Source organism: Actinomadura latina NBRC 106108 (assembly GCF_001552195.1).
In the GTDB taxonomy this organism is placed as follows: Bacteria; Actinomycetota; Actinomycetes; order Streptosporangiales; family Streptosporangiaceae; genus Spirillospora; species Spirillospora latina.
Genome location: NZ_BCQS01000035.1, coordinates 1 through 11,621, shown reverse-complemented (window position 1 = coordinate 11,621; position 11,621 = coordinate 1). Strand labels below are relative to the sequence as shown.

Genomic DNA, 11,621 nt, shown 5'->3' with positions numbered 1-11,621 from the left:
CGGCGTGAGGGGGAGCCGGTGGACTCTGACGTACGGGACGTACCGGGCGTCGTCCCCATGCGCGTGGTCGTGCTGGCGACCATCGCGGCGATCACCTACTCGACGTTCGTGCTGGAGAACGCCCTCAGCCCCAAGCTCGACTTCTTCAACGGCTACGTCAGCGAGCTGTCGGCGTCCGACCAGCCGTTCCACCTCGTCTACAGCGCGGGCGACTTCGTCACCGGCGTGCTGTCGATCCTGGTGGCGATCGGGACGCTCCGCAAGCTCACCCGCAAGCCCCTCGCCACGGCGGGCTGGGCGTTCCTCGGGCTCTTCGGCGTGTGCGCGATCGGCGACGCGTCCTTCCCGCTCGACTGCGCCCCCAGCCTGGAGACGTGGTGCGCGCTGCGGGAGCGCTCCGAGCACGTGTCGTTCTCCCACGAGTTCCACTCGGTGACCAGCAGCGCCGTGATCGTCTGCGGGGTCGCCGCGCTGCTGTTCCTGTCGCTGGCCGCCCGCCGGTACGGGTGGTGGCCGGCGCTCGCGCGGTGGGGCTGGCTGCTGGCGCTCGCCGAGTCGGTGTCCGCGCTGAGCACGCTGGTCGCGATGTATCTGGGACAGTGGCTCGGGGTCATCCAGCGCGTCCAGATCAGCATCCTGTGCCTGGGGCTGCTGGTCATCGCCTGGGCGCTGTACGCCGACCGGCGGGACGCTGCGCGCGGCGCGCGGGGCGCCGCGGCGGCCAAGGAGGGGGCGTGCCTGTGAACGCGAGCGAAGCCCGTCCCCTTGACGGGTGGGGGCTTGAGGACGGCGAGGTCCTGAACGCCGGGCGCGAGCAGGTGCACGTGGTCGAGTCCGGTCCGGCGGACGGGCCGCCGCTGCTGCTGTCGTCCGGGCTCGGCGGCGCCTGGTTCGACTGGGCGCCGACCGTCGCGCTGCTGCGGGACGGGCACCGGGTGACGGTGTTCGACCGTCCCGGCCTCGGGCGCAGCCCGGCCGGCGTCGCGCCGCCGTCGCTGCGCCGCGACACCGCGATCCTGGAGGCGCTGGCCGCACGGGCGCGGCGGCCGGTGATCGTCCTCGCGCACTCGATGGCCGCGTTCCACGCCGAGGCGCTGGCCAGGCTGCGGCCCCGTCTCGTCCGGGGCCTGGTGCTCGTCGACCCGAGCTACGAGCACGACCCGCGCGTGCGCCTGCGGACGGCCGCCGCGCTGACCCCGCTCGCCACCGGCACCGGCGCGTTCCTCGGCGGCACCCGGCTGGCGAGGGCCGCCGGGCCGCTCGGACGGCGGCTGATCCTCAAGCGGACGAGCCGCCGCGACGAGGCCGTCCCCGCCGAGGTCGTGCGCTCGGTGTACGGGCGCGGAACGGTGATCGGCACGGTCATCGCGGAGGAGCTGGCCTACCGGGAGATGGCCGCCGACCTGGCGGGGCTGCGCGAGCGGCGCCGGTTCCCCGACGTACCGCTGGTCGTCGTGACCGCGCTCGGCGATGTGGACGACCCCGGCAGGAAGCGCGAATGGGCCGCGGGCCACGAGCGCCTCGCCCGGATGAGCCCGCGCGGGGCCCGGATCGAGCTGCCCGGCGCGCTGCACATGGTCCCGCTCGACCGTCCCGACGTGGTGGCCGACGCGGTCGCCGAGGTCGGCCGGGCCGAGCCGGCAGGTCTTTCCGCGGAGCGCGGGACGTCGCCCACTCCCAAGGAGCGCGCATGAGGAGGGTTCCGGCCGTCGTCCTGGCCGCTCTGCTGGCCGTGACCATGTCGGGCTGCAAGGTGATGCAGCGGATCTCCGAGGGCGCGTACCGCAACGCCGTGACCGACGGGGCCGTGGACGAGCTGAAGATCCGCGGCATCGAGCTGCGGGAGCGTCCGGCCTGCAGGTCGCCGGCGGCCAACACCGACTCCGTCGTCCGGGTGGACTGCACGGCCCGCACGGTGACCGGCGAACCGGTCACTGTGGAGGGCATCGCCCACGACGCCGACACCGACCGGCCGGACGAGACCTACGTCATCACCGTCGGCGGACACGAGGTCCTGCGCAAGAGCTGCCTCGGCCTCGGCTGCGACAACCGGAACCCGTAGCCGGAAGGGCAACGAATCCGCCTGCGGAACGGAAAAACCCACCACTCAGTGCATATGTTCCCGTACCGTCGGTGACGTAGCCGGTGTGAAGATAAGTCGCAAGAAGGCCCTCATTCTGGGGTCCGCCGCCCTGCTCGCGCTCGTGGTGGCCGGAGGCGCCGCCTTCCTGGCGCTGTCGGGCGGCAAGGAGCTGAAGTACAAGACCCAGGCCGCGATGCGCAAGGCGCTGCCGGTGACCGCCGCCGCCGAGCTGCATCAGCGCGGCGTCTCGCTGGCCGCGCCGCTGAAGTGCGCGGACATGCCCGGCCGGACGAAGGAGCGGCTGCGCGTCTCCTGCACGGGTGCGACCTCGGACAAGAAGCCGGTCGAGGTCCTCGGCAGCGGCGACATGAAGACGGCCAAGGCCTACTACACGATCCTCGTGGCCGGGCATCCGGTCGTGGCGAACGCGTCCTGCCTGGGCGCCGACTGCCACTCCCAGGAGGCCGGCGGACGGGGGTGATGATCGCCACTCCGGCCGGGCGCCGTCGAGGCGGGTGAAGGGACGCCATACGATGCGGTGAGCTGCGGTTCTCGCGGCGCACGCGTTTTCCTTCATCCTCCTGGAGCGGCCATGACCGGCACTGGCGAGCCGTCGCGTGCCGTCACGCCCCGCCGGGCGCCGCCGCGTCCGCTGCCGGTCGCGGTGGACACGATGGGCGGCGACCACGCCCCGGGGGAGATCGTCGCCGGGGCGGTGGACGCCGTCCGCGAGCACGGCGTCCGGCTCGTCCTGGTCGGGCAGGCCACGCGGATCCGGCGGGAGCTGGACCGGTACGGCTATGACGGGAAGATCCCGATCGTGCACGCCGACGAGGCGCTCGACATGGGCGAGGGCGCGCTCGCGAGCTGGCGCAAGCCCCGCTCGTCCATCGCGATCGCCTGCCACCTGATCAAGCAGGGGCGGGCGTCGGCGCTGGTGTCGGCGGGCAGCACCGCCGGGGTGGTGGCGACGTCGCGGCTCCGGCTGAAGGGCCAGCAGGGCGTGCTGCGGCCCGCGATCGCGGTGACGCTGCCGACGCGCCCGCGCCCGACGATCCTGCTGGACGCGGGCGCCACCGCCGACGTCAAGGCGGAGACGCTCGTCCAGTTCGCGGCGCTCGGCACCGCGTACGCGCAGATCCTGCTCGGCCCGGACCGTCCCACCGTCGGGCTGCTGAACATCGGCGCCGAGCCGGGCAAGGGCAACAAGCTCGCCAGGCGGGCCCACGAGCTGCTCGCCGGCGGCAGCCACGGCATCGAGTTCGCCGGCAACGTGGAGGGCCACGACCTGCTGAGCGGACGCGTCGACGTCATCGTCACCGACGGGTTCACCGGCAACGTCGCGCTGAAGACGATGGAGGGGACGGTCGGCGCCGCGTTCACCGAGATCCGCGAGGCGATGACGGCCGGCCCGGCCGCGCGGATGGGCGCGTTCCTGCAGCGGCGCCGCCTCCAGGACCTCCGCGACCGGCTCGACCCCGACACCTACGGCGGCGGCGTCCTGCTCGGCCTGAACGGGACGGTCGTCATCGCGCACGGCGCGTCCCGGGCCCGCGCCGTCACCTCGGCCTGCGAGCTGGCGCACCGGCTGGCGGCCGGGCGGATCGTCGAGCGGATCCGGGAGCAGGTCGCGGCGACCCGCACGTCCCGGTTCGGCCGCTGGACGCACGGCGAGCGCGAGAACGCGGACAGACCGGCGGAGCGACCCGCGGACCGTCCCGCCGGCGGCACGGTGAAGCCCGCGGAGGTCCCGCCGCCGCCCCGGCAGCCCGTCAGCGGGCCGGCCGGCGACACCGTCCCCGACCGCAAGGAGCCGCCCGCCCCGCAGTAGGCGGCGCGGAAACCGGGTTCGGCCGAGGGCGCCGCGCCGATAACCTTGGGGCATGTCCGATCCGCAACTCGTACTCGCCGCCCGGGTCCAGGCCGCGCTCAGCGCCGCCTTCGGACCGTCGTACGCGGACGCCGACCCGGTCATCCGGCCGTCGCAGTTCGCCGACCTTCAGGCCAACGTGGCGCTGCCGCTGGCCAAGAAGCTGGGCCGCAAGCCGCGAGACGTGGCCGACGAGATCGTCAAGAACTTCGACACCGCCGGTGTCGTGGCGGACGTGCAGGTCAGCGGGCCGGGCTTCATCAACCTGACGTTCAGCGACGCGTGGATCGCCGCCGAGGCGCAACGGGCCCTGGAGGACGAGCGGCTCGCCGTCCCGGCCGTGGACGCGCCGCAGAAGGTCGTCGTCGAGTACTCCTCGCCGAACGTGGCGAAGGAGATGCACGTCGGGCACCTGCGGACCACGATCGTCGGCGACGCGATCGCGCGGATCCTCGCGTTCCTCGGCCACGACGTCGTCCGCGACAACCATGTCGGCGACTGGGGCACCCCGTTCGGCATGCTGATCGAGCACCTGCTCGACCTCGGCGAGGACGCCGCCGCGCGGGGCGACTCGTCCGTCAGCGACCTGACCGCGTTCTACCAGGCGGCCAGGGAGAAGTTCGACGGCGACGAGGAGTTCGCCGACCGGTCCCGCAAGCGGGTCGTCTCGCTGCAGGCGGGCGACGCCGAGACGCTGCGGCTGTGGAACGTCCTCGTGGACGTGTCCAAGCAGTACTTCAACGCCGTCTACGGGCGGCTCGGCGTCACCCTCACCGACGACGACATCAAGGGCGAGAGCTTCTACAACGACCTGCTGGCCCCGACCGTCCAGGAGCTGGAGGACAAGGGCATCGCGGTGATCAGCGACGGGGCGCTGTGCGCGTTCCCGCCCGGCTTCAAGGGCCGCGAGGGCGAGCCGCTGCCGGTGATCATCCGGAAGAGCGACGGCGGTTACAACTACTCCAGCACCGACCTCGCCACGATCCGGTACCGGGTCGACACCGAGCACGTCGACCGGATGATCTACGTGGTCGGCGCGCCGCAGTCGCTGCACTTCCAGATGGTGTTCGCCGTCGCCCGGATGGCCGGCTGGCTGAACGACGAGGTGCGGGCCGAGCACGCGCATATCGGCAACGTCCTCGGCACCGACGGCAAGATCCTGCGGACCCGGGCGGGCGGCACCGTCAAACTCGCCGAACTCCTGGACGAGGCCGTCGAGCGCGCCGGGACGGTCTTCGACGAGATCCAGCACGACGAGCCGTTCGACGACGCGACGCGGGCCGCGATCGTCCAGGCGGTGGGCATCGGCGCGGTGAAGTACGCCGACCTGTCGGTGGCCCGCGACAGCGAGTACGTCTTCGACTTCGACCGGATGATCTCGTTCCACGGCAAGACCGGCCCGTATCTCCAATACGCGTCGGCCCGGATCCGGTCGATCTTCCGCAAGGGCGGTCTCGCTCCCGAGGACGCGACCGGCCCGATCGTCCTCGGCCACCCGGCCGAGCGCGCCCTGGCCCTGGAGCTGCTCGGTTTCGGCGCCGCCCTGAAGCAGGCCGGCGACACCGCGGAGCCGCACCGGCTGGCGAGCTACATCTACTCGGTCGCGGACGCCTACACGACGTTCTACGAGAACTGCCCCGTGCTGAAGGCTCCGGACGAGGCCACGAAGGCGTCCCGCCTGGCCCTGTGCGCCGCCACGCTCCGCACCCTGGTGTCGGGCCTGACACTCCTGGGCGTCCCCACTCCAGAGCGCATGTAGGGCCTCGGACCTCAGCCGCCGGGGTCACGAGCCCGCGCGGTCACCGCCCATCCGCACCGCGGCGTGCGGATCGACCGGCTCGACCGGCTCGCGGCGAGGGGTCCAGGGGGCCGTCCCCTGGCCCAGCACAGCCCGTTCGCGGGTGATCTGCTCGCGGACGGCCGGGACGACCTCCAGGGCGAAGACCGGGAGGTCCTCCGGGTCGCCGGCGTAGAGGAACGAGTCGACGCCGTGGCCGATGGCCAGCTCCGTCAGCTCGTAGATCCACTGGCGGGGCGGGCCGTGCAGGAAACCGCGCGAGTCCGCCCCGTTCAGCGCGCCTTCGAGGATGTAGACGCGGCGGATCTCGGCCGGGTCGCGGCCGGCCCGCGCGGCGGCGTCGTCGAGGCGGCGCCGGCCGTCCGCGAGCCGCTTCGGCGGGACGATTGACGACGGCGCGATCCAGCCGTCGGCGACGCGGCCGGCGAGGTCCAGGCCGCGCGGCCCGGTGACGCCGAGCCAGATGCCGATCGGGTGCGCGGGCGCCGGGCCGGCCTGCGCGGCGGCGAACCGGTAGTGCTCGCCCTGGAACCGGAGCCCGTTCTGGTCGCTCCAGTGCAGCCGGATGATCTGCACGGCCTCCTCAAGGGCGCGCCGCGCCGCCGTGCCGCCGAGACGCGCGCCGCCGTAGGCCTCGATGCCGTCCGGTGCGGCGCCAGCGCCGAGGCCGAGTTCGACGCGGCCGCCGCTGAGCCGGTCCATCGTCGCGATCGCCTTGGCGAGCGCGGCGGGCGGGCGCAGCGGCAGGCACGCCACCGCGGGCAGCGCCCGGATCCGGGACGTGCCGGCCAGCACGGCCGCCAGCAGCGTCAGCGCGTCGGCGGTGTCGCGCCGGTACGGCTGGTCGCGGACGCCGAGCAGGTCAAGCCCGAACCGGTCCGCGTCCTGCGCGGTGCGCATCAGCGGGGCGGACGCGTCCGGGGCGAGGCAGACGCCGAACCTCAGCGGCCCGCGCGGCCGGGGCGCCGGCGTCACTGCAGGTAGCCTTCGTCCTCGCGCCCGCCGAGCTCGTCGCGCTGGAACCGCTCCCGGAGCCGCTGCTCCTCGCCGACGTACTCGTCGATGCGGGCCGGGATGTCCTTCTCGTCCATCGGGTCTCAGCGCTCGCGGCCGGCGTTGGTGAGCCCGCTCAGGAACCCGCCCTCGGTCCGCGTCGAGTGCTGGAACGGGCTCGGCTTCGGCTCGACCGCCGGGGACGCGGACGGCGCGGACGGCGCGGACGGCGCGGACACGGACGGCGTGCCCGCCTCCGTCGCGGCGCGGCGGGCGGCCGGCCTCCGGGCCGTGGCGGACGTCCGGGATCCGCTCTCGGTGCCCGCGCTCGTCCGGGACGAGGTGGTCTTGCGCGCGGCGGACGTCCGCGACTTGGGCGCGGCCGGCTTCCTGGCCGCGCCGGACGGCTTCGACTTCGAGGTGCTCGACTTCGACGTGCTGGACTTCGAGGTGCTCGTGCGGGCCGACGTCGTCGGCTTCGAGCGGCTCGACGCCGCCGAGGCCGACTTGCGGGACGACGTGCCCGACTTCGAGGTGCCCGACTTCGACGCGCTCGGCTTCGAGGTGCTCTTCGATGTGCTCGCCTTCGAGCCGGTCGCCTTCGACGCGCTCGACTTGGAAGGCGTGCTCTTCTTCGCCGTGCCGCTCCTGCTCGTGCTCGCCTTGGCCGTCGTGGTGATGACCTTGGCCGCCGCGTCCATCGCCTTCGCGGCGTCGGACATGGCCTTGGTGGCGCTGGTCATCGCCTTGGTCATCGCCGTCATGGCCTTGGCCGACGATGACGCCTTGGTCGCCACCGACTTCATCTGCGTCGCGGCGCTCTTGGCCTGGCTCGCGGCCTTCGTCACGCGGGACGCGGCGGTCGACGACGTTCTGCTCGACGCCGTCGGCTTCTTCGCCGTGCTGCTCTTCGTCCCTGTCGACCTGCCCGCGGTCGACCTGCCCGTGGACTTACTGGCCGTCGACCTCGACGACGAGCTCGCCGCCGACGTGCGCTTGGCCGCCGGCTTCTTGGTGGTGGACTTCTTCGCTGCCGTGCTCTTCGTACGACCGGCCGTCCCTCGGCTCGTCGACGTACGCGATGCTGTCTTGGTAGGCACTGATCTCCCCCCAGTGATGATCAGTTACGGGGAGATCTATTCCACACTTTGTGATGCTCTACACACGGTGCGTCAAATCGACTTAGACCCCCACGGGATGCCAGACGGTCTTCGTCTCCAGGAAAGCCGTCATTCGGGCGGTTCCGGGCTCGTCCGTCCAGTCGGTGTCCTGGGGGCGGAGGACGCGCTTGAGGTTCTCCGCGGCCTTCTCCTCCAGGTCCCGGACCTGCTCGTCCGGGACGCCGGCGAGGTCGATCGCGTTGACGTCCATGTGCGTGGCCAGCCACGGCGCGATCTCCGCGCGGCGTCCGGTGAGAAGGTTGACGACCCCGCCCGGAAGGTCGGACGTGGCCAGCACCTCGGCGAGCGTGATGGACGGCAGCGGCGCCGGTTCCGAGGCGACCACCACGACGGTGTTGCCGGACACGATCGCCGGCGCCACGACCGACACCAGCCCGAGCAGCGGCGAGTCGGGCGCGACGACCGCGACGACGCCCGTGGGCTCGGGCGTCGAGAAGTTGAAGAACGGCCCGGACACCGGGTTGGCGGCTCCGGCGACGGCGCTCAGCTTGTCGGCCCAGCCCGCGTACCAGACCCAGCGGTCGACGGCCGCGTCCACCTCGGCCGCGGCGGCGCTCTTGGACGCGCCCGCCCGGCGCAGTTCGTCCGCGAACTGGTCGCGGCGGCCCTCCAGCATCTCCGCGACGCGGTACAGGATCTGGCCGCGGTTGTAGGCGGTGCGCCCCGACCAGCCGGGGAACGCCTTGCGCGCGGCGACGACAGCGTCGCGGGCGTCCTTGCGGGACGCCTGGGAGGCGTTGGCGACGAAGCGGCCCTTGGCGTCGGTGACCACGTACGACCTGCCGGATTCCGATCGGGGGAACGCGCCGCCGATGAACAGCTTGTAGGTCTTGCGGACGGCGAGACGCTCGGAGGGTGAGGAGCGGTCAGGCATTGAGGTAGGCCTCCAGTCCGTGGCGCCCGCCCTCGCGGCCGAACCCCGATTCCTTGTAGCCGCCGAACGGGGAGGCCGGGTCGAACTTGTTGAACGTGTTGGCCCACACGACCCCGGCGCGCAGCTTCTGCGCCGTCCAGAGGATCTGCGAGCCCTTCTCGGTCCAGATGCCGGCCGACAGCCCGTAGGGGGTGTTGTTGGCCTTGGTGACCGCTTCGTCCGGGGTGCGGAACGTCAGCACCGACAGGACGGGGCCGAAGATCTCCTCGCGCGCGATCCGGTGCGACTGCGCCACCCCGGTGAAGATCGTCGGCGCGAACCAGAAGCCCTGGGACGGGAGGTCGCACGGCGGCGACCAGCGCTCGGCGCCCTCCTGCTCACCGGCCTCCGACAGCTCCTTGATCTTGGCGAGCTGCGCGGCGGAGTTGATCGCGCCGACGTCGGTGTTCTTGTCGAGCGGGTCGCCGACCCGCAACGTCGCCATCCGGGCCTTCAGCCGCTCCAGCACCTCGTCCGCGACCGATTCCTGGACGAGGAGCCGCGAGCCCGCGCAGCACACGTGCCCCTGGTTGAAGAAGATCCCGTTGACGATGCCCTCGACGGCCTGGTCGAGCGCGGCGTCCTCGTAGACGATGTTGGCGGCCTTCCCGCCCAGCTCCAGGGTGAGCTTCCTGTCCGTGCCGGCGAGGGTGCGGGCGATCTGCCGTCCCACCTCGGTGGACCCGGTGAAGGCGACCTTGTCGATCCCCTCGTGCGCGACGAGCGCGCGGCCCGTCTCGCCGGCGCCGGTGATGATGTTGACGACGCCGGGCGGCAGTCCGGCCTGCCGGCAGATGTCGGCGAACAGCAGCGCGGTCAGCGGCGTCGTCTCGGCGGGCTTGAGGACGACGGTGTTGCCGCAGGCCAGCGCGGGCGCGATCTTCCAGGCCAGCATCAGCAGCGGGAAGTTCCACGGGATCACCTGACCGGCCACGCCCACCGGCTTCGGGTCGGGCCCGAACCCGGCGTAGGGGAGCTTGTCGGCCCATCCCGCGTAGTAGAAGAACCAGGCCGCGACCAGCGGCACGTCCACGTCCCGCGATTCGCGGATCGGCTTGCCGTTGTCGATCGACTCCAGCACCGCCAGTTCCCGCGCCCGCTCCTGGATGATCCGGGCGATCCGGTACAGGTACTTGGCGCGCTCGCGGCCGGGCATCGGCCCCCACACCTTGTCGAACGCGGCGCGGGCGGCCTTGACGGCGCGGTCGACATCGCCCTCGTCGGCGCACGCGATGTCGGCGATGACGCTCTCGTCCGCCGGGTTGATCGACTTGAACGGCTCGCCGTGCCCGTCGGTGAACTCGCCGTCGACGAACAGCCCGTAGGAGGCGCGGATGTCGACGACCGCCCGCGACTCGGGCGCCGGCGCGTACTCGAAAACCATGATTCAGTCCAGGGTGAAATAGTCGGGCCCGGAGTACACGCCGGTGGCGAGCTTGCGGCGCTGCATCAGCAGGTCGTTCAGCACACTGGACGCGCCGAGCCGGAACCACTGCGGCGTCAGCCAGTCCGGGCCGGCGGTCTCGTTCACCAGCACCAGGTACTTGATCGCGTCCTTGGTCGTCCGGATGCCGCCGGCGGGCTTCACGCCGACCTGCCGTCCGGTGGCCGTCCGGTAGTCGCGGACGGCCTCCAGCATCACCAGCGTGACCGGCAGCGTCGCCGCCGGCGACACCTTCCCCGTCGACGTCTTGATGAAGTCGGCCCCGGCCCGCATCGCCAGCCACGACGCACGCCGGACGTTGTCGTAGGTGGCCAGCTCGCCGGTCTCCAGGATCACTTTCAGGTGGGCGTCCCCGCAGGCGTCCTTGACCGCGACGATCTCGTCGAACACCTTGGCGTAGTCACCGGACAGGAACGCGCCTCGGTCGATCACCATGTCGATCTCGGCGGCGCCCGCCGCCACCGCCGCCCTGGTGTCGGCGAGCTTGGCCTCCATGGGCGCCCGCCCGGACGGGAACGCCGTCGCCACGCTCGCGACCCCGATCCCCGTCCCGGCGAGGGCCTTGACGGCGACGTCCACCATGTCCGAGTAGACGCACACCGCCGCGACCTTCGGCACGGACGCGTCGGCCGGATCGGGCTGGGCGGCCTTGGCGCACAGCGCCCGCACCTTCCCCGGCGTGTCCGCGCCTTCCAAGGTGGTCAGGTCCACCATCGAGATCGCGAGGTCGATCGCCTCGGCCTTCGCGGTCGTCTTGATCGACCGGGTGGCCAGCCGCGCCGCCCGCTCCTCGGCCCCCACCTGGTCGACGCCGGGCAGGCCGTGCAGGAAGGCGCGCAGCTCGGCGGCGCCGTTCAGAGTCTCCGTTGACACCCCCACAGCATCGCCGAACTACGTCCCCGGCACAAAACAGACACCTAACGAACCGGTGTCAGCATGATCTTGAGCTTCTTCCGCCTAGTGGAGGGTTGGGAGCCCCAGCTTCGCCTCGACGCGATCCAGACGGCAGGTGCAACCGCGCCCGGCGCGGCGGTAAAGGATTCGCTACACTTCATGGTGTGGAGGAGTGGGAGATCCGCGTCACCAACGAGCTGCTCGCCTGGATCAACACCTTGGACGAGCGGTCCAGGGTCCAGGTCGTTGATGCCATCGACCGTCTTGCCGAGGCCGGTCCCGGGCTGGGCCGTCCGCTTGTTGACCGCATCGAGGGCTCCCGACTTGCACAACCTCAAGGAGCTGCGACCGGGCTCGGCAGGCCGCTCGGAGATCAGAGTCTTGTTCGTGTTCGACCCATGGCGGTCGGCCATCCTGCTGACCGGCGGCGACAAGTCCGGCAACT

At 72.2% G+C, this 11,621-nt stretch carries 12 protein-coding genes and 1 pseudogene; 7 read left to right on the top strand and 6 right to left on the bottom strand.

Going from position 1 to position 11,621, the window contains the following annotated elements:
• Positions 1-18 precede the first annotated feature (18 nt).
• The 6 genes and pseudogenes from AL2_RS31305 to argS all read left to right on the top strand — a co-directional run bounded on the left by AL2_RS31305 (position 19) and on the right by argS (position 5,712).
• A complete protein-coding gene (locus AL2_RS31305; RefSeq protein WP_245667064.1) occupies positions 19-744 on the top strand; it encodes a DUF998 domain-containing protein in 726 nt (241 codons plus the stop codon).
• Positions 735-1,694, top strand: coding sequence for an alpha/beta fold hydrolase (locus AL2_RS31300; RefSeq protein ID WP_245667063.1), 960 nt, complete (start codon positions 735-737; stop codon positions 1,692-1,694). Before AL2_RS31305 ends, AL2_RS31300 begins: the two co-directional genes overlap by 10 nt.
• On the top strand, positions 1,691-2,062 hold the full coding sequence (locus AL2_RS31295; RefSeq protein ID WP_067640049.1) for a hypothetical protein: 372 nt from the start codon (positions 1,691-1,693) through the stop codon (positions 2,060-2,062). Before AL2_RS31300 ends, AL2_RS31295 begins: the two co-directional genes overlap by 4 nt.
• 85 nt (positions 2,063-2,147) lie before the next feature.
• Positions 2,148-2,564: a hypothetical protein gene (locus AL2_RS31290; protein ID WP_067640047.1), complete on the top strand. Its 417-nt coding sequence runs from the start codon at positions 2,148-2,150 to the stop codon at positions 2,562-2,564.
• Between the two features lie 111 nt (positions 2,565-2,675).
• A pseudogene (gene plsX / locus AL2_RS31285) lies at positions 2,676-3,752 on the top strand (phosphate acyltransferase PlsX); the annotation flags it as partial.
• 214 nt (positions 3,753-3,966) lie between these two features.
• Entirely contained in the window at positions 3,967-5,712 is a 1,746-nt protein-coding gene (gene argS, locus AL2_RS31280) for an arginine--tRNA ligase (RefSeq protein WP_067640045.1), read from the top strand.
• A 24-nt stretch (positions 5,713-5,736) separates the two neighbouring features.
• Here argS and AL2_RS31275 read toward each other — a convergent pair whose 3' ends face one another.
• The 6 genes from AL2_RS31275 to deoC all read right to left on the bottom strand — a co-directional run bounded on the left by AL2_RS31275 (position 5,737) and on the right by deoC (position 11,155).
• Complete coding sequence (locus AL2_RS31275) at positions 5,737-6,726, bottom strand: LLM class flavin-dependent oxidoreductase (RefSeq protein WP_067640043.1); 990 nt, start codon at positions 6,724-6,726, stop codon at positions 5,737-5,739.
• Positions 6,723-6,842, bottom strand: coding sequence for a DUF2630 family protein (locus AL2_RS37785; RefSeq protein WP_157438487.1), 120 nt, complete (start codon positions 6,840-6,842; stop codon positions 6,723-6,725). Before AL2_RS37785 ends, AL2_RS31275 begins: the two co-directional genes overlap by 4 nt.
• A gap of 6 nt (positions 6,843-6,848) precedes the next feature.
• Positions 6,849-7,592 carry a hypothetical protein gene (locus AL2_RS31270; RefSeq protein WP_067640041.1) on the bottom strand — a complete coding sequence of 248 codons (744 nt, stop codon included), beginning with the start codon at positions 7,590-7,592 and terminating at the stop codon, positions 6,849-6,851.
• 334 nt (positions 7,593-7,926) lie between these two features.
• Positions 7,927-8,799 (bottom strand): aldehyde dehydrogenase family protein, encoded by an 873-nt coding sequence (locus AL2_RS31265; protein ID WP_067640040.1) that lies wholly within the window; start codon positions 8,797-8,799, stop codon positions 7,927-7,929.
• On the bottom strand, positions 8,792-10,222 hold the full coding sequence (locus AL2_RS31260) for an aldehyde dehydrogenase family protein (protein ID WP_067640038.1): 1,431 nt from the start codon (positions 10,220-10,222) through the stop codon (positions 8,792-8,794). Before AL2_RS31260 ends, AL2_RS31265 begins: the two co-directional genes overlap by 8 nt.
• 3 nt (positions 10,223-10,225) lie before the next feature.
• Positions 10,226-11,155 (bottom strand): deoxyribose-phosphate aldolase, encoded by a 930-nt coding sequence (gene deoC, locus AL2_RS31255; RefSeq protein WP_083947081.1) that lies wholly within the window; start codon positions 11,153-11,155, stop codon positions 10,226-10,228.
• Positions 11,156-11,218: 63 nt separating this feature from the next.
• On the opposite strand from deoC, the gene AL2_RS40280 reads away from it, so the two are divergent.
• A partial coding sequence (locus AL2_RS40280) for a type II toxin-antitoxin system RelE/ParE family toxin (protein ID WP_439951376.1) occupies positions 11,219-11,621 on the top strand: 403 nt, incomplete at its 3' end.